We start from the raw sequence: 20,903 nt of genomic DNA on the forward strand, positions 1-20,903 counted from the left end.
TATGAGCTGCAACTGATGTACGAGAAAATCAAAGTATGGTTTTGTCGTACAAAGAAGTTAACGAGAGGAAAGCAGGACTATGAGTACTACTCCACTAAGCTTCCAAGACATGATCTTGGCCCTTGAGCATTACTGGGCAGATCAAGGTTGTACGGTTATGCAACCTTACGATAGCGAGGTCGGTGCTGGTACCTTTCATACCGCTACTTTGCTACGTAGCTTGGGGCCCGCAGCTTGGCGCACCTGCTATCCGCAACCTTGTCGACGTCCTGCTGATGGACGCTATGGTGAAAATCCCAATCGTATGCAGCATTACTATCAATTCCAGGTAGTGCTCAAGCCTAGTCCAGCTGATTCTCAGGAACTGTATTTGGGATCGCTTACAGCAATTGGCCTTGACCCTGCAGAGCATGACGTCCGTTTTGTTGAAGATGACTGGGAAAGTCCTACGTTGGGTGCTTGGGGCTTGGGCTGGGAAGTCTGGATGGATGGCATGGAGGTTACTCAATTTACCTACTTCCAACAGGTAGGTGGCATTGAAGTTGACCCTGTTCCCGTGGAGATTACCTATGGCCTTGAGCGCATTGCTATGTATGCTCAACAGGTTGATTCGGTTTATGACTTGGTATGGAGTTGGCTGCCTGATGGCACCGCTATCAAATACGGTGATGTCTTCCTCGAAAACGAGCGTGAGTTTTCGGTATATAACTTTGAGCTGGCCAATGTTGCCATGATGCGACAGAAATTTGATGATTACGAGAGAGAGTGCCACGCCTGTCTTGATCGTAAGTTACCGCTTCCTGGCTATGACTGCGTTATGAAGTGCAGTCATGCCTTTAATCTACTGGACTCTCGCGGTGCACTGTCTGCTGTTGAACGCGCAAATTATATTCTTCGTGTACGTACCCTTGCCAAAGCTTGCTGCGAGTCATATTTGGCAGAGGTCGCGAGTAAATCTAGCGCAGATAAGAAGGAGGTGGCCTAAATGGCTCATAAGAAGGATTTTCTTCTCGAAATTGGTACTGAGGAAATGCCGTCCGCACCTCTTTCTAACGCCGTTGTTCAACTGGGAAAACTAGTGGACGAAGGACTTGATGAGCTTGGGCTGTCTCACGGTGAGGTGCGTATTATCTCGACACCGCGTCGTCTCGCTGCTCTTGTGGCAGACGTGGCTTGTGCTACCGAGGAGCGCAATGAGTCTCGTCGTGGACCTGCCGCACGTATTGCCTTTGATGCTGAGGGTAACCCTACCAAAGCAGCTCTTGGATTTGCTCGTAAACAAGGGGTGAGCCCAGATCAGCTGCAAAAGCATGTAGATGCCGATGGCAACGAGTATGTCTTTGCTGAGATTCACGAAGAATCCCATCCAGCAGAACCTCTGCTGACCCAGCTTGGTGAGCGCATCATCTCGCATCTTGAATGGCCTAACTACCGTAGTCAGCGCTGGGGCTCTGAGCACGTGAGTTTTGTGCGCCCGGTTCGTTGGATTTGCGCTCTTCTGGGGAGTGAAGTTATAGAGCTCACGTATGGTGATGTGACAAGCAGCAATACTACCCGTGGACACCGCGTGTTAGGTGCGGGAGAGCATGTAGTCGCCGAGCCCAAGCTTTACGAAGATGTTCTTCGCTCTGCTTGTGTGCTGGGTGAAAAAGAGCGTGCAGAGGTTATTCGTAAGGGTATTGCTCAAATTGAAACTGAGCGTGGTGGTGCACATGTAGATACACCCCGTGCTACGTTCCAAGAGGTTGTCAATCTTTGTGAGTGGCCCTCAGTTATTGTGGGTAAGTTTGATGAGGAGTTTCTTGCTGTTCCTCATGAGATTATCTGTGAGTCCATGCTTTCCAATCAACGTTATTTTCCTATTTATGACAAGAATGGCAAGCTTACCTGCGAGTTTGTTGTTGTGAGCAATGCAGACCCTCGCTGCGCTGCAACGGTTATCGATGGTAATGAGCGTGTGGTGAGGGCTCGTCTTGACGATGCAAAGTTCTTCTATGATGAGGACCTTAAGGTTCCGATGGATGAATTTGTCGAGCGTTTGAGCCAGGTTGTCTTCCAAGAGAAGTTGGGCACCATGCGTCAAAAGGTTGAGCGTATGGAAGCCCTTGCTTTGGCAGCTGCGCAGCAGTTGGATGCTAACGAAGAACTAGCACAGAAGGTACAACGCTCCGCACATCTTGCCAAGGCAGATCTCGTGAGCCAAGCAGTTATTGAGTTTACGAGTCAGCAAGGTGTTATGGGTGGTTACTATGCTGAGGCAGCGGGGGAGTCTGTTGAGGTTGCCGATGCAATTCGCGAACACTACCGTCCTCGTTTTGCAGGCGACCAATTGCCTTCTGGTGTTGTGGGGCAGCTTGTAGCCTTGGCTGACAAGATTGATACCGCTTGTGGCATGTTTGCTATTGGTGAGCCGCCTACAGGCTCTGCAGACCCCTTTGCTGTGCGTCGTGCGGCAATTGGTGTGATTGCTATTCTCAAGATTTTGCCCAAGCTTGAGCTTCGCAAGCTTATTCATTGTGCGCTTTCTAGTCTTGCGGCACAGGGCATTAGCTTTGATGAATCTGAAGTTGAGGCGAACGTTGCCAGGTTTTTTGCAGGTCGTCTTGCTGCTATGGCTAAAAAAGATGGTATTGCTCCGGACGCTATCGATGCTGTTTCTGCAGTAGGTGTCATTGACCCCGCGGAATTCTTTGCCCGCGCTCACGCTCTTGATGAGGCGCGCTCAAGTCAACCTGAACTTTTTGATGATTTGGCGGTGGCATACGCCCGTGCCGCGCACCTTGCTGACAAAAATTTAGGTATTGAAGTTGATAAAACTTTACTTACTGAACCTGAATCGAGCTTGCTCCAAGCTTGTTGCGAAGGTGAACAGAATGTGGAGAAAGCATTGACTTCAGGTGACTATGAAGGGGCATGTCGCTCTCTCGCGGCATTAAGAGAGCCCATCGACCGATTCTTTAATGACGTACTTGTCATGGACGAGGACACTAAGTTAAGGGAGAACAGGCTTCGACTGTTAAACCGCTTTGCAAATGTCTTCGCAGACGTGGCAGATATCGGAGCACTTTCCCGCAAACGCTAGGTATGTACGCTTTGTCATGTGTACAAAGTCGGACATAAAGGTCCGGTTTGAGAGGAAGGAACGCATTCATGCCTGAGGACTTCATCGGCGAGGAGATTGGGGAAGAACCTCTTCCCGTCGTATTCGTTCTCTCTGACGCTCGCGGCAAGACTGCGGTCGGCGTTGTAGAGGCTGCGGCTGACCAGTTTGAGGATGATGCGATTATTGTTAAACAGTTGGGCAATGTAAGCAATGTTGAGATGGTTTGTGACTACCTCGACAAGAATCGCGAAGAGGATACACCTACGGCTGTTTTTCACACAATTGCTGATAAAAATCTTCGCCGCGATATTAGGCGCGAGCTAGACAGCAGGGGTATTCCTTCTGTTGACTTGCTTGGTCCTGCTATCACGGTTATTTCTAGCCTTACGGGTTCTGAGCCCGTAAGTATCAGTGGGCATCGTGCAGAAATTTCTGTGCAAGAGCTCGCGTAAGCTGCTCATATTGTGAAAAATTGAGCTAGACATGCAGGCCAATATTTCCTCGTAGTGCGGAAACGATGGCCTGCATGTCTGCCGTGTTAATTTGGATTCAGCTTAAATGCTGGATTGCGCTATCATGCTGCTGTTGGTACTGGGGTGGCTTTAGCTACCTAAAGCAATGAATCAAGGAGTGCGTATGGCTGAAAAGCACGTGTACCGGTTCGGCTTTGACGAAAATGGTAAGAATGTGACTGAGGTCGCAGGCGAGACCGTCGACAAGGCAAAGTGGATTACAGGTGGCAAGGGCGCAAACCTTGCCGAGATGGCCAATATTGGTCTTCCTGTTCCTCCAGGATTTTCTATTACCTGCCAGACTTGTGTTGAGTATTCTGGTGCAGGCAATGTTTGGCCTGAAGGTGTACTCGACGAGATTGATGAGTACCGTAAGGATCTCGAGAAGCGTATGGGCAAGAAGCTCGGTGACGCCGAGGATCCTCTGTTGGTATCTGTTCGTTCCGGTGCTCCTTTCTCCATGCCTGGCATGATGGATACGGTTCTGAACCTTGGTTTGAATGATGACTCTGTTCAGGGTCTTATCAAGCAGACTGACAATCCCCGTTTTGCTTACGACTCCTACCGTCGTTTTGTTCAGATGTTCTCTGACGTAGTTATGGGTGTTTCTGGTCAGCTCTTCGAGGATGCCATCAACGCCAAAAAGGCCGAAAAGAGCGTTAAGCTTGATACTGAGCTCGATGCCGATGACCTTAAAGATCTTGTTGCGACGTTCAAGCAAATCTTTGCTGATAACGTTGATGTCGAGAAGTATCCTGAGGTTGAACTTGACGGCAAGGCTGTCTTCCCCCATGACCCCATCCTGCAGCTCCGTCTTGCCGAGCAGGCAGTCTTTGGCTCTTGGAATACCGAGCGCGCCATCCTTTACCGTAAGCAGAACAAGATTCCTGATGAGCTTGGTACTGCTGTCAACGTGCAGGTAATGGCCTTTGGTAACAAGGGCAACACCTCTGCTACTGGCGTTGCATTTACCCGCAATCCTGCTGATGGTACCAATGAGCGTTACGGTGACTTCCTCGTCAATGCTCAGGGCGAGGATGTTGTTGCTGGTATTCGTAACACTGAGCCCATTGCTGATCTTCCCCATGTCCCTGGTCTTGAGGAGGCAGGTAAGGAGCTCTTCCGCGTCTTTGAGATTCTTGAGGATCACTACGCTGACATGATGGACCTTGAGTTCACCATTGAGCAGGGCAAGCTTTGGATGCTGCAGACTCGTGTTGGCAAGCGTACCGCTTTGTCTGCACTTCGTGTCGCTATCCAGATGGTTGAAGAGGGTCGTATCGACAAGAAGACCGCTGTGTCCCGTGTTGCTCCCGATCAGCTTGATCAGCTGCTTCACCCTCAGTTTGACTCCAAGGCAAAATATGATGTCGTAGCTAAGGGCATGAATGCTTCTCCTGGCGCAGCTGTGGGCGCTGTTGTCTTCTCCTCTGCTGACGCCGTTGCTTATCAAGAAGCTGGCAAGCCCTGTGTTCTCGTTCGCTGGGAGACCACTCCTGATGACCTTGCTGGCATGGTTGCTGCCGAGGGCATCTTGACCTCACATGGTGGCAAGACTTCTCATGCAGCAGTTATTGCTCGTGGTATGGGTGCGCCCTGCGTCTGTGGTTGCGAGTCTCTCCATATTGATGTCGCCAAGAAAGAAGCTAGCATTGCTGGTAGCGACATCGTTTTGAAGGAAGGCGACATCATCTCCATCGATGGCTCCACGGGTAACATCATCCTCGGTGCTGTTGATTTGGTTCGTCCTGAGCTCGCTGGTGACCTCGGCACCATCCTTGAGTGGGCTGACGAGATTTCTAACGATGAGTCTCTTGGTCGCGTCTTCCAGGTTCGTGCCAATGCTGACAACCCTGCTGACGCAAAGCTCTCCCGTGAGTTTGGTGCAACTGGTATCGGTCTTGACCGTACTGAGCACATGTTCTTGGGTGATCGCAAGCAGCTTATCCAGTCCTTTATTCTTGCCGAGGATCAGGCAACCAAGGACGAGGCTATTGCTAAGCTGTATGAAGCTCAGATTGGCGACTTCTACGAGATGTTCAAGGCCATGGATGGTCTGCCTGTCATCGTGCGTCTACTTGATCCTCCTCTGCATGAGTTCTTGGAGTCCCCGCGTGAGCTTGAGGTTTCTCTCGCACGCGCTGAGGCAAAGGGTGAGGATATCAGCGAGGGTAAGGCGCTCCTCAAGAAGCTCGATAGCTATCAGGAAGCCAACCCCATGCTTGGCCTGCGTGGTTGCCGTCTAGGCATCGTCTATCCTGAGCTCAATGATATGCAGACCCGTGCCATCGCTACCGCTATGGCTCAGCTCAAGAAGGAGGGTCTCGATCCTCAGCCTGAGATCATGATTCCTCTTGTCTCTCTTGAGACCGAGATTGAGCAGGTTCGTGCTCAGGTCGAGGCTCAGATCAAGGCTGTGTGCGAGGCAGAGGGTGTCGAACTCTCCATCCCCGTTGGCACCATGATCGAGATCCCTCGCGCTGCTGTCATCGCTGATGAAATTGCAAAGCATGCCGACTTCTTCTCCTTCGGCACCAATGACCTCACGCAGATGGGCTTTGGCTTCTCTCGTGATGACGTTGAGTCTGCATTTGTTCCTCAGTATCTTGACCGTAAGATTCTCAAGTCTAACCCCTTCGAGACACTCGATCCTGGCATTGCCAAGCTCGTTAAGCTCGGTGTTGAGGGTGGTCATGAGGGCAATCCTGGCATTGTTTGTGGTGTCTGTGGCGAGACCGGTGGTGACCCCGAGTCCATTCACATGTACTACAAGCTCGGCCTCGATTATGTGTCCTGCTCCCCTTATCGTGTGCCTATTGCACGCCTTGCAGCAGCACAGGCCAAGCTCGACTAGTTTGATTTTTGCATCAAGCTGATTTTGAGAGGAGCCTCTAGGGGGCTCCTCTTTTTTGTGAAATTGCACGTAACTTATGTGATACAGCAGACAAAACCCTTATTAGTACTTGTAAGGGACTTGATAAACGCTTAGAATGACCGACGGTGTGTAAACATGCCATGTGCCGTGCTTGAGTTGGCGGCACCTCTGGACGAGAGATGAGGAAGTTTCATGGACTACATCAAGGCGATTGAGCGTCAGCAGATTCGTGAGGATATCCCCACAGTCATCGTTGGCGATAACGTCAAGGTACACTATCGCATTAAGGAAGGCGAGCGCGAGCGTCTGCAGGTCTTCCAGGGTGATGTTATCCGCATTAGTGGCGAAGGTGCTCGCGAGACTTTTACGGTTCGCAAGCTGAGCTTTGGCATTGGTGTTGAGCGTACATTCCCCATGCATTCTCCCAAGATTGCAAAACTCGAAGTTGTTCGTCATGGTCAGGTACATCGTGCAAAGCTGTACTACCTCCGCGATCGCGTGGGCAAGGCAGCTCGTCTTCGCGAGAAGCGTATTTAGTTTTAGCGCAACAAAACGAGTGTTTAAGCCGTCCTTTAGGGCGGCTTTTTTATGTTACAGACTTGCTGTGTGCTACATTTTATTTGGATAAAACAAGGGAGGATGTCTGTGGAGCATGCTGCGACAGCACGGGAGATTGCAGGGCTTTTTAAAACTGCCTCTCATGATGAAATAGACAACTTGATTTCTCGCTACGCAGAAGATCCGCGGGCGCAGGTTCAGCAGGCGCTAAAAAGTGCACGTAGACGTCAAGAACATTTCTTGCGGGAGCGTAGTCGTGTGCACGGAATGTATCTCTTGCAAAAAGAACTTGGTGGTTCAGGCATCACTATTGGTGTAGATGAGGTGGGCAGAGGTGCAATAGCAGGACCTTTGACGGTCGCAGCAGTGGTATTGCCAGATGAGCCAGAGATTTTGGGTGTCAATGACTCCAAACAATTAAGTCCCCAGCAGAGAAGCGAGCTTGCTTTACGGATTCAAACCATAGCAGTTTCTATCGGTATTTCTCATATACCTGCTGAGCTAATCGATAAGCAGGGTATGGCAGCTTCGCTTAGACAAGCAATGAGTGAAGCTATTGTTGATACGGGAGTCGAACCAGACTCTGTTTTGATCGATGGAAATCCCGTTCATGCACATCCCAAGGAACGAACGATTGTTAAAGGTGATGCAAAAATCGCCGCAATTGCTGCAGCTTCGATTGTTGCCAAAGTGACACGAGATCAACTGATGGTTGAGTATGACAAAAGTTATCCTGAATACCACTTTGCTTCTTGCAAAGGCTATGGTTCCGCAGAACATATTGCAGCAATTAAGCAATTTGGACTCACACCTCTCCATCGTGTAAGTTTTTGCAGCAACTTTGTGGAAATGCCGTCGCTTTTTTAAGAATATTTTTGTGCCCGCCTTTTGTGATTCTTGTCAGTTGAACTATTTCTACTGGACAGGCTTGTTATGCAGCTGCGCTTGCAAGACTGCTTGCAGCTGAAGGTCAGATTAACAACAAACAAAATCCAAGTTGCCCTCTTCAAAGTCTTATAAGGGATCGAGAAGGGAGAAATTTTGGAAGCAACAGAGCGTGAAAAGCCAATTGCAGAGTTGACTTCAAAGGAGCTGGGTTATCTAGGAGAGTGTTTAGCTTGTCGCTATTTGGAAAATACTATTGGCCTAAAAATTGTAGAGCGTAATTGGATTTGTTCTGCCGGTGAAGCCGATATCGTTGCGATTGATGACAAGCAGCATATTCATCTCGTTGAGGTGAAAACACGATATACCACAAAGGAAACTTCAACGATATATCCTGAAGAAGCCGTGAGTCAAGCCAAACAACGTCGCTATCGCAATATTGCACTGATGTATATCAGTGCTCATGCTCTTGAGACACAGGTGTATTTTAGTGTGCTTGCACTTAACGTATATGGTCAGCACAATGCCCATGTACGCTACATTCCCTATGCCTATATGTGGGATGAATAACATGGCAACACAGTCTCGATTTGCAGTGCATACAGCGGTTATTAGGGGAGCTGAGGCTCTTCCTGTAACCGTAGAAGTATCTCTTGCTGCGGGAATTCCTGGGATGACCATTGTTGGTATGCCTGATTCTGCAGTCTTGGAAGCGCGGCCACGCGTGCGCTGTGCTTGTAAGGCAGCTTCCTATGACTTGCCACGACTCCATATCACGGTCAATCTTGCTCCAGGAGAACTTAAAAAACGAGGGAGTGGCTTGGATTTACCTATAGCGGTGGCCACTCTTGCTGCTACCGGACAAATTCCCCATAGAGATTTAGATAGCTGCCTTTTTGTAGGGGAACTCGCATTGGATGGCGGGGTAGCTGCGGTACGGGGCATGGTTGCTTATGCACTTCTTGCCGATGAAATGGGTTTGGAGTTGATAACAGGGGCAGGAGAGGCTTTGCCCGCAAACTTAGCATCACATATGAAGCTGCTTACAAGTTTGACTCAGCTTAAACAGGGGGTTGATCGACTCGCTTATGACAAACAAACTCAATTTTTGGAAATTTCAAAGCAGCCATATAGTCTTGATTTTGCCGATGTTATAGACCAAGAGATAGCTAAACGTGCTTTTTGCTTAGCTGCTGCGGGTGGTCATGGCTTACTTATGGTGGGGCCTCCTGGAGCTGGAAAGACCATGCTTGCCAAGCGGCTACCTACCATACTCCCAAGCTTAGCTGCGGAAGAACAGACAGAGGTGCTGCTTATTCACTCCTTGGCAGGAGAACCCCTCGTTGAGGGTTTTCAAATGATTCGTCCTTTTAGATCGCCTCATCATTCTATTTCATATGCAGGTATGGTAGGCGGTGGCAGACCTGTTATGCCCGGTGAGGTATCGTTGGCCCACAATGGGATTTTGTTTTTGGACGAGCTGCCGGAATTTGCTCCAGGTACGCTGCAAGCCTTACGCCAGCCTCTTGAAGATAAAGAAGTGCGTATTGTTCGCGTAGATGGCATTTATAAATTCCCCTGTGCCTTTCAATTAGTTGCTGCAGCCAATCCATGTCCTTGTGGGTATCTGGGTGATGTAGGGCACGTATGTACCTGTAGCCCTGGACAGGTCACTCGCTATCAAGGACGTATTGGCGGTCCCTTAATGGATCGTATTGATTTGCAGGTTACTGTGACACGACCTAAGGAATCACGAGTTATTCAAGGGGAGTTAGGTACAAGTTCTACTCAGATGAGAGAGCTTGTCTGTCAAGCTCGTGAGTTTTGTGCATGGAGAGGCACGCATAACGAAAAAGGGCAGACAGCTAGTCTTGCTGAAATCGCCGCGCTTGATCTTAAAGCTCAAAGCACCTTAGAAGATATTGCTCGAAGAAAATCTTTTGGAGGCAGAGCTATTTCACGAGTTGTAAGAGTAGCAAGGACAATTGCAGATTTGGATTGTCGGGACGAAGTAAACAGTACAGACATTGTCGAAGCATGCTCGTATCGTACGATGAGTTCATAGAAAGGCAAAAGTATGTATACAAGTCATGAATTGCACTTAGGAGATGAAGCGTATCCCAAAGAATTACAATTATTAGAAAAGCCACCAGATCCTCTTTATGTCTATGGCGACCTCGATGTATTAGCAGAACGAAAACTCTCTGTTGTGGGTGCACGGCAGGCAACTCCTTATGGTATTGCAGCTTCACGTATGGCAGGACGTGTTGCCGCTGAGTGCGGGCTTTGTGTGGTTTCTGGCGGTGCACGTGGTTGCGATAGCGCTGCAGCGCGTGCGGCTCTTGCCGCTGGTGGAAAGACCATAGTGATCTGTGGCACCGGTGCCGATCGTGTATATCCAGACAGTTCACGTGATGTCTTTGAGAAAGCCTTAGCCCAAGGTGGTGCCATAGTATCTATGGAGTATTGGGGTCAACCGCCCAAACGCTGGGCTTTTCCTAAACGTAATCAGCTTATTGCAGCTTTAGGTGAGGTTTTGTTTGTATGTGAGGCAGGTATCCGATCGGGGACTACGAGTACAGCTGAAGTTGCGACAAATTTAGGACGAAGAGTTTATGCAGTACCTGGTTCAATTTTTTCGCCTCAATCAGTTGGTACAAATCGCCTTATCGCTGATGGTGCAGCTATGGTATGCAGCGAGCAAGATTTAGAAGCCATGATTTCTCTTGATTTTGGCTGCCTCCGCGCCTGGACTGGACAAATTCCTGCGGAGGAGGGAAGAGTGTTATCCGCTCTCATTGCATCTGCTACGCGACCTGATGAACTAGCTTTGACTTTGGGTATGGATCCCCTCACGCTTTTGCGGACACTTTCTGAGTATGAAACTAAAAATATTGTTGAGCGACTTCCTGATGGTCGCTATGCTCCTACTGCTGACTATTTGAATACACGCGCTAGAATTGGACAAATACAGATTACCTCTGATTGTTTTTCGACGAGCATTCTTTGATTGGTTGATTTTCTATGGCAGTAGTTGTTGATGTTGTTGGTGGAGGTCTTGCAGGTAGCGAGTGTGCGTTGACGCTTGCGCGTCGTGGCATTGCTGTGAGGCTTTATGAGATGCGTCCTCACGTGGCATCTCCTGCACACAAGACGTCAGATTTTGCTGAGCTTGTCTGTTCCAACTCTCTTAAATCTCTTCGTGCTGATAGTGCGGCGGGATTGCTCAAACGCGAACTCGTGCTCATGGGTTCTGCCTTAATTGAGCTTGCCTTTAAGGCGAGCGTGCCAGCAGGTGGAGCGCTTGCAGTTGATAGGGAGCAATTCTCGCAGTTAGTCAATGCTGCTATTGAAGCTGAACCCCTTATTGAAGTTGTTCGCAAAGAAATAACGGATCTTCCGAAGGGCTATGCAGTAATTGCTGCAGGTCCTCTTTGCTCAGCGTCACTTTTCGAGGCGCTTTCAAAACAGCTGGGGGCAAGTCGTATGTCGTTTTATGATGCGGCTGCTCCTATTGTTGATGCGGAGTCTCTTGATAAAGAAATAATTTTTAGTCAGTCACGCTATGAAGAAGCAGGCAGTGGTGATTATCTCAACTGTCCTTTGAACAAACAAGAATATGAGCAACTTGTAGGAGAACTCATCTCAGCCAAACGTGTGATTGCGCGTGATTTTGAACAAAAAGATCTCTTTAGCGCCTGTCAGCCTGTTGAGGAAGTAGCTCGTAGCGGTATTGACTCCTTGAGGTTTGGAGCACTCAAACCTGTAGGTTTAACAGATCCTCGCACGGGCCATCGCCCGTGGGCAGCAGTTCAGCTTCGTGCGGAGAATATCAATAAAACCGCTTATAACCTTGTCGGTTTTCAAACCAACCTTAACTGGGGCGAACAAAAACGAATATTTCGTCTTATACCAGGTCTAGAGCATGCAGAGTTTTTCCGTTATGGCGTTATGCATAGAAACAGTTTTGTGGACAGTCCACATGTGCTTGAACACGGTTTTTGTATACCTAAAACCCAAATTCGCCTTGCAGGCCAGATTACGGGTACTGAGGGCTATACCGAGGCTATTGCGTCGGGTCTGTTTGCAGCACTCAATACCTATGCGGCCCTTAAAGGGCTTGCAGCTCCAGAGCTGCCACCAAGTGCAGCATTTGGTTCGTTGGTGCACTATGCTTCAGATCCCTTTTGTACTGATTATCAGCCCATGCATGTTAATTTTGGTATTGTAGCTCCCTTGGAGGGTCCGCGTCTTAAAAAGAAAGACCGCTATGCCGCATATGCCAAACGTGCAAAAACAGATATGGAGACATTTGTACAAAATCGACAAGACATTTTTGCTAATTATGCAGGTACATGGCCTGATGCAAACTGGGAAAATGCCTTTTTGGAAGGTCATGAGGACGCATGAATGCAATAGATGTTCAGAAAGAACAGCCACAACAGCAAGATTTTTCAGTATTGGTCAAGCAGTACTTAGCCTATCTTAAAGACGTTCGCAATCTTTCTGTCCATACTCTACGTGCTTATCAAGGTGATTTGGAAGCATATGATGCCTGGCTTCAATGTCAGCAGATTGATGGACTTGATGTCTCTCACCGTCAAATTCGTTCTTGGCTTGCCGAGCAGGTACGTGCGCGCTATGCCTCATCTACCATTGACCGGAGGCTATCTGCTATCCGTGATATATATCGTTGGCTTGTGAGAGAAGGTTTTACCGAAAAAGATTGTGCTGCAGCTGTTGCTAGCCCCAAAAGAGCAAAGACTTTGCCTCATACGCTTGATGCTGTTTCAGTAGAAAAACTTCTTGCCGTTTGTGATCTCAGCAGTAGTGAGGGCATACGTGACCGCGCTTATTTAGAACTCTTAGCGGCAACAGGGGGACGTATCTCAGAAATATCTGCCCTCAATATATCCGATATCGATATGGACTTAAAACAAGCTCGTCTTTTTGGAAAAGGTTCTAAGGAACGTATTGTTCCACTTTATCCTGAAGCCATTAAGCGTTTGCTTGACTATTATCAATTTGCACGTCCAGCGCTGTTAGCAAAAGCGAAAGTACAAAGCGATGCTGATAGGCAAGCGATATTTATCTCTACACGCGGTAAGCGTATGAGTGCAGATGCGTTGAGGGTGCGCTTTTCGCACTATATCAAGCTGGCAGGTCTCGATGCTTCACTTACACCTCATGCTATGCGCCATTCATATGCTACAGAGCTGCTTTCGGGGGGAGCCGACATTCGTTCTGTTCAAGAACTTTTGGGGCATGCTGATCTTTCCACGACTCAAATTTATACGCACCTTTCGATAGAACGGCTTAAAGATGCGGCTCGTCAGGCACATCCAAGAGCAGAGTAGTTGTGGATTTGGGCGCATTGTGATGGCAAAATTGCTCTCAATATGAGCTTGGTACTGCATAGATAAGCTGTTATACTGTCTAGTTGCTGTGCGTCCGTACAGTATATTTCACACGCGTGGCCACCCAAAAGCCATGGTGCCTAGGCTTAAGCCATAACCTAGGTGGTTTAAGGGGATGACACCACGCGGAGGATCAACCAATGGAGGTTAAAGATGGCTAAGATTACTATTCAGACTTTGCTCGATGCAGGTTGCCACTATGGTCACCAGACCCGCCGCTGGAACCCAAAGATGAAACCTTATATCTTTGGTGAGCGCAATGGCATCTACATTCTTGATCTCAAGCAAACCCTTTTTGACGCTGACAAAGCCTATACCTTCCTCAAGGAGACTGCTGCTAAGGGTGGCAATGTTTTGTTTGTCGGTACCAAAAAACAGGCTCAGGAGCCTATTTCTACTCAAGCTGCTCGTGCTGGTATGCCCTACATCAATCAGCGCTGGCTTGGTGGTATGCTCACCAACTTTGTGACCATGCGTTCTCGTATTGATCGTATGGAACAGCTCGAGGCCATGGTAGAGACTGGCGACATGGCTCGTCGTGGCAAGAAAGAGCAGGCTGTGCTTACCAAGGAGCTCGAGAAACTGCAGCGTAACCTTGGTGGCGTTCGTGACATGCGTGCTCTGCCTCAGGCACTCTTTGTTGTTGATACCAAGCGTGAGGAGATTGCCATCAAAGAGGCTAACCGTCTTCACATCCCCGTTGTTGGTCTTCTTGATACCAACTCTGATCCTGACGTGATTGATTACGGCATTCCTGCAAACGATGATGCTATTCGTTCCGTTGATTTGATGTGCCAGCTTGCTGCCGATGCAGTTCTTGCTGGTTCTGGCAAGGAGCAGATGACTGCCGCTGAGATGGCAGGCGAAGATGCTGCCTCCATTGAGGCTGAAATGGCCACCGAAGCTCCTGCTGCAGAGTAATTCAGACCAACCAACAAAGAGACCCTTAAAGGAGGTCACCATGGCACAGATTACCGCTGCTCTTGTTAAGCAGCTCCGCGAGATGACAAACTCCCCGATGATGGAGTGCAAAAAGGCACTTGTGAAAGCTGATGGCGATATTGAGCGTGCAATTGACGTTCTTCGTGAGATGGGCGTAGCCAAGGCTGTAAAGCGCTCCGGTCGTGCTACCAATGAGGGCGCTGTTGCTGCTTATGTGTCTGAGGATGGCAAGACTGGTGCACTGCTTGAGCTTACCTGCGAGACTGACTTTGTTGGTACCACCCCCAAGTTTACTGGCTTTGCTGCCGATCTTGCCAAGGTTGTTGCTGAAAATGACCCTGCAGATGTTGATGCACTTAAGGCTTGCACAATGGGCGAGGGTACCGTTGAGTCCGAGCTTACTGAGATGATTCACGTCATCGGTGAGAACATGAAGATTATCCGCTTTAAGCGTATGACCTCCACGGGCGCTCTTGCGAGCTATATCCATCTTGGCGGCAAGCTTGCAGACCTTGTGTCCTTCTCTTTTACCAAAGAAGAGACTGCTGCAAATGATGACTTCAAAGCTTTTGCGCATGACGTTGCTATGCAGGTTGTCGCTGCCGATCCTGTCGCTGCACGCCGCGAGGATGTTCCCGCTGACCTTCTTGAGCGTGAGAAGACCATTTATGCTGCACAGGCCGCTGAGTCCGGCAAGCCTGAGTTTGTTCAGCAAAAGATGATTGAAGGCCGTGTTAATAAGTATTACAAGGAAAACGTCCTTACCGAGCAGGTCTTTATCAAGGATTCAGATGTCACCATCAGTGAGCTCGCAAAAAAGATTTCCAAGGCCGCAGATGATACCATCGAGATTCTTGCCTTTGAGAGATATGCCTTTGGTGAGACTGAGTAAGCTTTATACGCTTTAGAGGGCCGGCGCAAGTCGGCCCTTTTTTTATGCAACGAGACGCTACCGCCCACCAAGGGGAAATACATTAGCTTTCATAACTTTGTTAAAATGTCATATCAGGATACAAGGAGGTCATATGTCTGAATATAAATATGACAGGGTGCTGCTTAAGCTCTCTGGAGAAGCACTGATGGGTTCAAAAGAATTTGGCATTGACCCAAGTGTTCCTGAGCGTATTGCTCGCGATATAAAACCTGCGTATGAGGCTGGTGTTGATATTGCCATCGTGGTTGGTGGCGGCAATATTTTTCGCGGTCTTACGGGTGCTGCGGCTGGTATGGATCGCGCTCAGGGCGACAATATGGGTATGCTTGCCACGGTTATAAATTCACTGGCTCTCCAGGACACCTTTGAAAAAGCTGGCATGGACTGCCGTGTGATGAGTGCTATCGAAATGCGCTCTGTAGCTGAAACCTATATCAGACGTCGTGCCATTCGTCATTTAGAAAAAGGTAGGATTACGATTTTTGCTGCTGGTACTGGTAATCCCTATTTCACCACTGATACTGCAGCAGCTTTGCGCGCTTGTGAGATTGACGCCGATATCTTGATGAAGGCTACCAAGGTAGATGGTATCTACGACCAAGATCCCGTCTCTCATCCTGAAGCGCTTAAGTTTGATACCATCAGCTATAACGAGGTTCTTACCCGTAACCTCAAAGTTATGGATGCCACTGCCACGGCCCTTTGTCATGATAACCACATGCCAATTATGGTTTTTAGCCTCGACGAAGAGGGTGTTTTTGACCGTGCCCTCCGCGGCGAGCTCGTAGGAACTACCGTTATCGAGGAGGACGCACAATGAGTGAGTTTACCGATTTTGCCAACAAGCATATGGATAAGTGTATCGAAAATCTTGTTGCAGGCTTTGCAAAGGTGCGCACGGGCAGAGCAAACCCTCAAGTGCTTAATCCAATCAAGGTTGACTATTATGGCCAACCAACGCCTATCACGCAGCTAGCAGCTGTCAAGGTTCCTGAGGCCTCTCTACTTGTTGTAGAACCTTGGGACAAAAGTGCGCTGCGTGCCATTGTTAAAGCTATTGAGGCTTCGGATTTGGGAATCACTCCCAATGAGGATGGCGTATCTATCCGCCTTCCTTTCCCTAAGCCCACCGAAGAGCGCCGTCGCGAGCTTTCAAAAGACTGCAGCAAACTTGCTGAAGAAGCAAAAATTGCTATTCGCAATGCTCGCCGTGATGCTAATACTCGTGTTGATCGTGCTGAAAAAGAGGATGACTTGCCCGAGGATGAGGCCAACCGTACCAAGAAAGCTATTCAAAAGCTCACAGATGATTACACGAAAAAAGTCGATGAGCTACTTAAGGCTAAGACTGCTGAAGTGATGGAGATTTAAGTGGAGCGCAACGAAGCAAAGCTTCGCGCCTATTACGGTGATGCTCCTTCCGATATCAAACTTGATGATATTGACCTAACTCGTATTCCCAGTCATGTTTCTATCATCATGGATGGTAATGGGCGCTGGGCACAGGCGCGAGGGTTAGATCGTACAAAGGGCCATGTAGCAGGTGTTGATTCCTTACGCGAAGCAGTGACTACGAGCGTACGCTTGGGTCTTGATGTCCTGTCTGTCTATGCATTTTCTACAGAAAACTGGCGTCGTCCTCAACGCGAAGTCAATCTCTTAATGCATCTGTTTGCAACGACTTTGGTTAAAGAACTTCCTTTATTTCATCAAGAAAATGTACGACTGCGTTTTTTTGGCGATCTTGAAGCCCTACCTCGTGAGACATATAAGGTGTTCCAAAAAGGTCTTGCAGAAACGGCTGATCACACAGGTATGACCTTTGCTTTGGCGGTAAATTATGGTTCGCGCGCTGAGATTGTTCGCGCTGCTCGTCTTTTAGCTCAAGACGTTGAGGATGGTAAGCTTTCTGCAGATGATATCGACAGTGAGATGTTTGCCTCGCGACTCTATACTGCAGGCCTTCCTGATCCTGAACTTCTTATTCGTAGCTCGGGTGAGAAACGCTTGTCAAATTATTTGTTATGGCAGTTAGCCTATACCGAGTTTTATGTAACAGATACCTATTGGCCTGATTTTACGCGTTGGGACATGTTAAGAGCAATCCACGCATTCCAAAATCGCAACAGGCGCTTTGGGGGAGTGGTTAATAAGTGAGTGACGACGACAACTCCACTACAAGCAAGCAAAGCAATGTGCGCAATCGTGGTATTGATGCGGGCATTGCTCGTCTTGAGACACATCGCAAGTCTACGGCATCCTCGCGTGCTGAAGGTAAGCTTCGTGGACAGGTAGCGCGTGATAATGCCGAAAAGCTCTTACAACGCAGCTTGTCGGGCGCTATCTACGCGATTAGCATCCTTGTGTGCTTGTATTTGGGCACCATTCCTACTGCCGTTATTGTTGCTTTGATGGCATGGCTTTGTTGTTCCGAATTTTTTCGCATGGTGCGTATGGCAGGTCGTATGCCCAATGAACTTATTGGCCTGACAGCAGCTGCTCTTTTTCCACTTGTACCTTTGACCGGTAGCTATCCTTATCTGGTATTGGCAGTATTTTTGCTTATTATGGCAAACGCTATTTGGTATGTGTTGACGCCACGTGCCACCGCAGCAGATGTTGCACTATCGGTCTTTGGACCTATCTATACCTCACTGATGTATGCCAGCATCGTTGCAATTCGTTGCGTCGATCCGGGCAATACGGGGGCTTTTTTCACTTTTGCTGTTATGGGCTCAGTGTGGCTCAATGATGCGCTTGCATATTTTGTCGGGTCACGCTTTGGCAAGCATAAGCTGGCTCCCCAGATTTCGCCTAAGAAATCTCTTGAGGGTTTTTGGGGCGGTATGGTGGGCGGTATTATTCCTTGGATTATTCTTGCAATCCTTCATATCCGCGGCATGCATTTTGGACTCGCAATTGCTGTGGGGCTGCTTGTCTGTATTTCTGCTGTTTTGGGTGATTTATTTGAATCACGCATCAAACGCGGCGTTGGCGTTAAGGATTCAGGAAATATTATTCCTGGGCATGGAGGAATGCTCGACAGGGCTGATTCTATGCTTTTTGCGGGAACAGTTGCTTGGGCTGCCTTGTTGTTAGGAGGCATTTTGTGAGTATCTTTGAAGATACATCACCCAAGAGTCCTCGTCCGCGCCCACTGCGTGTAGCAGTTTTGGGCGCGTCGGGTTCTATTGGGACTCAAACTTTGGATGTTTGTCGGCAGCATGCTGATAAATTGCAGGTAGTTGCCCTATCGGTGTGGTCTGCAACTGATAAGCTTGTTGCAGCTGCACGTGAATTTGGCGTGAAATATGTTGGTATAGGCGATAAGACCCATGCGCATGATGGCGTACTTGATGGCCTGCCTTTAGACTGTCAAATTTTTTCAGGTGACAATGCTTTAACTGAGCTCGCTATTCTTCCTGAAGTTGATTGTGTTGTGTCAGCTGTAGTGGGATTTGCGGGTATTCGTTGTGGGTATGAAGCCCTTAAGGCAAAAAAAATTCTCGCGTACGCCAATAAAGAGTCTATTGTCTGCGGCGGAGACCTTTTAATGCCTCTTGCAGGGCCAGGACAGCTTATTCCTGTTGACTCTGAGCACAGTGCTATTTTCCAATGCTTGGTGGGTAAGCGTACTCGTGACGTGTATTGCCTATGGCTTACCTGTTCTGGTGGTCCTTTTTATGGCAAAAAGCGTGAGGAGTTGGCTGGTGTAAAAGCTGCTGATGCTTTAGCACATCCCACGTGGGCTATGGGACCTAAGATTACCATCGATTCAGCTACGCTTGCCAATAAGGGCCTTGAAGTACTTGAAGCACATCAGCTTTTTGAGGTCTCAGTCGACCAGGTGCGCGTACTTATTCAGCGGCAAAGTCGTATTCATTCGATGGTAGAGTTCAGTGATGGCGTTGTCATGGCTCAACTTGGGCCGTCTGACATGCGCCTACCTATTCAGTATGCACTTAGCTACCCTGAGCGCTGGGAAACCCCTGCAGCGCGTATTGACTGGTGTAGTGTTCCTGCTATGAGTTTTGGTGAGGCTGATGAGAAGACTTTTGGCTGCCTAGCTTTGGCAAAACGTGCAGGCAAGCAGGGTGGTACGGCGCCTTGTGTTATGAATGCAGCCAATGAAATAGCAAATCTCGCTTTTCGTCAGGGTCGTTGTGGTTTCCTTGATATCGAGCATATTATTCGTTCTGTTATGGATGAAATGGATAGTAGCGTTGTTGAAAGTATTGAGCAGCTCGTTGCTATCGACGCAGAAGCTCGTAGGCGTGCCACAAATGTTCTTGAGAGGTGTGGCGCTTAATGGGAGCTGTATCGGCACTATTCTGGGGACTTCTTATCCTTTCTATACTTGTGACTGTCCATGAGGCAGGGCATTTTCTTGCAGCACGAGCTTGCGGCATGCGTGTAACAGAGTTTTATTTGGGTATGCCCAGTCGCTTTCACTTGGCAAAGAAGTCAAAAAAATATGGTACAGAATTTGGAGTAACTCCGCTGCTACTTGGCGGTTATACCAGGATTTGTGGTATGGAAAATGCTGGCGACGAGCGTTTATCTGAAGTTTTTGCGTATGTGCAAAAACAAGGTCGTTGCGACTCGAGCCAGATTGCGAGCGCTCTTTCTGTGGACGAAGAAGAAGTTGAAGCCAATCTGAATGTTTTATTTGATTGGGCCGCTCTTCGTGATTGTGGCATGCTTGAGCAGGGTGAGAAAAGTGTTTTGGTTGCAAGCACCCTTGCTCGTGATCCTTTTATGCTTACAGAATATGATCGTGGACACAACTTTGAGCTGAAAGGTAGTACCGCAGAAGGGGAGGCACGCCCTCTTGTTGATGCAAAGACAGCTCTGGAGTTTGAGCGTGCGCGCACCTACGATGGTAAGGGCTTTTTTAAGCGCTTCTTTTGCCTTATTGCTGGTCCTGCAGTCAATATTGTGTTGGCATTCTTAGTTGTCGTGGGTGTTTCTATGGCAACAGGCTTTGAGGTGGCATCTGGTACCAATGAAATTGGGGCTGTGACCAGTGATAGTTTGGCACAAAAGGCTGGCCTTGAAGCGGGCGATAAAATTACCGCAATTAATGATACAGCGGTACAAAATTGGGCCGAGATCGTCGATTCGCTTGATAAGGAGTTTAAAGATCCTCATCCTTTTGAGTTGAGCTATGAACGTGCTGGCAAACTGCAAAAAACTACTATCAATTTGCCAAGTGATGGAAGCGTCAAGTTGATTGGTATTGCTGCCAAGACCACACATGCTTACCCCAATTTTTTTGAAGCGTCCCATATAGCTTGGTCGTATGCCCAGATAATTGCAGGATCAGCTGTACGTCTTATCATGCCCCAACACACCGTTGAAGTGCTCTCTCAGTCATCCTCAGTCGTTGGTATTTCGGTTATGGCCTCTGAGGCAGCACATTCTGGCATTCACAGCTTATTGATGTTTGCTGCATTAATTTCGATGTCTTTAGGCTTTATGAATCTGCTGCCTATTCCTCCTTTGGATGGCGGCAAGATTTTGATTGAAATGATTCAGGCAAGTATTAAAAGACCCATGTCCCTCAAGGCAAAAGCAGTTTTGAGCTATATCGGGCTTGCGCTGTTGCTCGCGCTGTTTGTCTTTGCAGTAGGCAATGACGTTTTGCATTTTATCGTCCGCTAATATCACCACTCAG

19 protein-coding genes are annotated in these 20,903 nt (G+C 48.4%); all 19 read left to right on the forward strand.

Features of this window, described 5'->3' with window-relative positions; all coding sequences use genetic code 11:
* Positions 1-79: 79 nt before the first annotated feature.
* Complete coding sequence (locus tag BN4314_RS07530) at positions 80-985, forward strand: glycine--tRNA ligase subunit alpha (protein WP_021735293.1); 906 nt, start codon at positions 80-82, stop codon at positions 983-985.
* Entirely contained in the window at positions 986-3,082 is a 2,097-nt protein-coding gene (gene glyS, locus BN4314_RS07535; RefSeq protein ID WP_068540633.1) for a glycine--tRNA ligase subunit beta, read from the forward strand.
* Positions 3,083-3,150: 68 nt separating this feature from the next.
* Positions 3,151-3,555, forward strand: coding sequence for a kinase/pyrophosphorylase (locus tag BN4314_RS07540; RefSeq protein ID WP_021735259.1), 405 nt, complete (start codon positions 3,151-3,153; stop codon positions 3,553-3,555).
* Positions 3,556-3,739: 184 nt separating this feature from the next.
* On the forward strand, positions 3,740-6,469 hold the full coding sequence (gene ppdK, locus BN4314_RS07545) for a pyruvate, phosphate dikinase (protein WP_068540635.1): 2,730 nt from the start codon (positions 3,740-3,742) through the stop codon (positions 6,467-6,469).
* A gap of 213 nt (positions 6,470-6,682) precedes the next feature.
* Positions 6,683-7,027, forward strand: coding sequence for a 50S ribosomal protein L19 (gene rplS / locus BN4314_RS07550; RefSeq protein ID WP_021735394.1), 345 nt, complete (start codon positions 6,683-6,685; stop codon positions 7,025-7,027).
* A 102-nt stretch (positions 7,028-7,129) separates the two neighbouring features.
* On the forward strand, positions 7,130-7,915 hold the full coding sequence (locus BN4314_RS07555) for a ribonuclease HII (protein ID WP_068540637.1): 786 nt from the start codon (positions 7,130-7,132) through the stop codon (positions 7,913-7,915).
* 174 nt (positions 7,916-8,089) lie between these two features.
* A complete protein-coding gene (locus tag BN4314_RS07560; RefSeq protein ID WP_068540638.1) occupies positions 8,090-8,503 on the forward strand; it encodes a YraN family protein in 414 nt (137 codons plus the stop codon).
* A gap of 1 nt (position 8,504) precedes the next feature.
* Positions 8,505-9,998 carry a YifB family Mg chelatase-like AAA ATPase gene (locus BN4314_RS07565; protein ID WP_068540640.1) on the forward strand — a complete coding sequence of 498 codons (1,494 nt, stop codon included), beginning with the start codon at positions 8,505-8,507 and terminating at the stop codon, positions 9,996-9,998.
* Positions 9,999-10,010: 12 nt separating this feature from the next.
* Positions 10,011-10,943 carry a DNA-processing protein DprA gene (locus tag BN4314_RS07570; protein ID WP_068540642.1) on the forward strand — a complete coding sequence of 311 codons (933 nt, stop codon included), beginning with the start codon at positions 10,011-10,013 and terminating at the stop codon, positions 10,941-10,943.
* 14 nt (positions 10,944-10,957) lie between these two features.
* Entirely contained in the window at positions 10,958-12,343 is a 1,386-nt protein-coding gene (gene trmFO / locus BN4314_RS07575; protein ID WP_068540643.1) for a methylenetetrahydrofolate--tRNA-(uracil(54)-C(5))-methyltransferase (FADH(2)-oxidizing) TrmFO, read from the forward strand.
* Entirely contained in the window at positions 12,340-13,290 is a 951-nt protein-coding gene (locus tag BN4314_RS07580; RefSeq protein WP_068540645.1) for a tyrosine recombinase XerC, read from the forward strand. Before trmFO ends, BN4314_RS07580 begins: the two co-directional genes overlap by 4 nt.
* Before the next feature lie 213 nt (positions 13,291-13,503).
* On the forward strand, positions 13,504-14,271 hold the full coding sequence (gene rpsB, locus BN4314_RS07585) for a 30S ribosomal protein S2 (protein ID WP_021735511.1): 768 nt from the start codon (positions 13,504-13,506) through the stop codon (positions 14,269-14,271).
* Between the two features lie 40 nt (positions 14,272-14,311).
* Positions 14,312-15,184 carry a translation elongation factor Ts gene (tsf, locus tag BN4314_RS07590; RefSeq protein WP_068540647.1) on the forward strand — a complete coding sequence of 291 codons (873 nt, stop codon included), beginning with the start codon at positions 14,312-14,314 and terminating at the stop codon, positions 15,182-15,184.
* Between the two features lie 133 nt (positions 15,185-15,317).
* Entirely contained in the window at positions 15,318-16,046 is a 729-nt protein-coding gene (pyrH, locus tag BN4314_RS07595) for a UMP kinase (protein ID WP_021735234.1), read from the forward strand.
* Complete coding sequence (gene frr, locus BN4314_RS07600; protein WP_068540649.1) at positions 16,043-16,597, forward strand: ribosome recycling factor; 555 nt, start codon at positions 16,043-16,045, stop codon at positions 16,595-16,597. The genes pyrH and frr overlap by 4 nt, the downstream gene beginning before the upstream one ends.
* Complete coding sequence (locus BN4314_RS07605; RefSeq protein WP_068540651.1) at positions 16,598-17,383, forward strand: isoprenyl transferase; 786 nt, start codon at positions 16,598-16,600, stop codon at positions 17,381-17,383.
* Positions 17,380-18,339, forward strand: a complete 960-nt coding sequence (locus tag BN4314_RS07610; protein ID WP_068540653.1) for a phosphatidate cytidylyltransferase — start codon at positions 17,380-17,382, stop codon at positions 18,337-18,339. The genes BN4314_RS07605 and BN4314_RS07610 overlap by 4 nt, the downstream gene beginning before the upstream one ends.
* Complete coding sequence (dxr, locus tag BN4314_RS07615; protein ID WP_187369566.1) at positions 18,336-19,535, forward strand: 1-deoxy-D-xylulose-5-phosphate reductoisomerase; 1,200 nt, start codon at positions 18,336-18,338, stop codon at positions 19,533-19,535. Before BN4314_RS07610 ends, dxr begins: the two co-directional genes overlap by 4 nt.
* Positions 19,535-20,890, forward strand: a complete 1,356-nt coding sequence (locus BN4314_RS07620; protein ID WP_021735469.1) for a M50 family metallopeptidase — start codon at positions 19,535-19,537, stop codon at positions 20,888-20,890. The genes dxr and BN4314_RS07620 overlap by 1 nt, the downstream gene beginning before the upstream one ends.
* Positions 20,891-20,903: the final 13 nt, after the last annotated feature.

The organism is Olegusella massiliensis (genome assembly GCF_900078545.1).
GTDB lineage: Bacteria > Actinomycetota > Coriobacteriia > Coriobacteriales > Atopobiaceae > Olegusella > Olegusella massiliensis.

Excerpts from the sequence above, each read along its gene's own strand:
- BN4314_RS07530 (WP_021735293.1), top strand. The coding sequence starts at position 80 with ATGAGTACTACTCCACTAAGCTTCCAAGACATGATCTTGGCCCTTGAG.
- glyS (WP_068540633.1), top strand. The coding sequence starts at position 986 with ATGGCTCATAAGAAGGATTTTCTTCTCGAAATTGGTACTGAGGAAATG.
- BN4314_RS07540 (WP_021735259.1), top strand. The coding sequence starts at position 3,151 with ATGCCTGAGGACTTCATCGGCGAGGAGATTGGGGAAGAACCTCTTCCC.
- ppdK (WP_068540635.1), top strand. The coding sequence starts at position 3,740 with ATGGCTGAAAAGCACGTGTACCGGTTCGGCTTTGACGAAAATGGTAAG.
- rplS (WP_021735394.1), top strand. The coding sequence starts at position 6,683 with ATGGACTACATCAAGGCGATTGAGCGTCAGCAGATTCGTGAGGATATC.
- BN4314_RS07555 (WP_068540637.1), top strand. The coding sequence starts at position 7,130 with ATGTCTGTGGAGCATGCTGCGACAGCACGGGAGATTGCAGGGCTTTTT.
- BN4314_RS07565 (WP_068540640.1), top strand. The coding sequence starts at position 8,505 with ATGGCAACACAGTCTCGATTTGCAGTGCATACAGCGGTTATTAGGGGA.
- BN4314_RS07570 (WP_068540642.1), top strand. The coding sequence starts at position 10,011 with ATGTATACAAGTCATGAATTGCACTTAGGAGATGAAGCGTATCCCAAA.
- trmFO (WP_068540643.1), top strand. The coding sequence starts at position 10,958 with ATGGCAGTAGTTGTTGATGTTGTTGGTGGAGGTCTTGCAGGTAGCGAG.
- BN4314_RS07580 (WP_068540645.1), top strand. The coding sequence starts at position 12,340 with ATGAATGCAATAGATGTTCAGAAAGAACAGCCACAACAGCAAGATTTT.
- rpsB (WP_021735511.1), top strand. The coding sequence starts at position 13,504 with ATGGCTAAGATTACTATTCAGACTTTGCTCGATGCAGGTTGCCACTAT.
- tsf (WP_068540647.1), top strand. The coding sequence starts at position 14,312 with ATGGCACAGATTACCGCTGCTCTTGTTAAGCAGCTCCGCGAGATGACA.
- pyrH (WP_021735234.1), top strand. The coding sequence starts at position 15,318 with ATGTCTGAATATAAATATGACAGGGTGCTGCTTAAGCTCTCTGGAGAA.
- frr (WP_068540649.1), top strand. The coding sequence starts at position 16,043 with ATGAGTGAGTTTACCGATTTTGCCAACAAGCATATGGATAAGTGTATC.
- BN4314_RS07620 (WP_021735469.1), top strand. The coding sequence starts at position 19,535 with ATGGGAGCTGTATCGGCACTATTCTGGGGACTTCTTATCCTTTCTATA.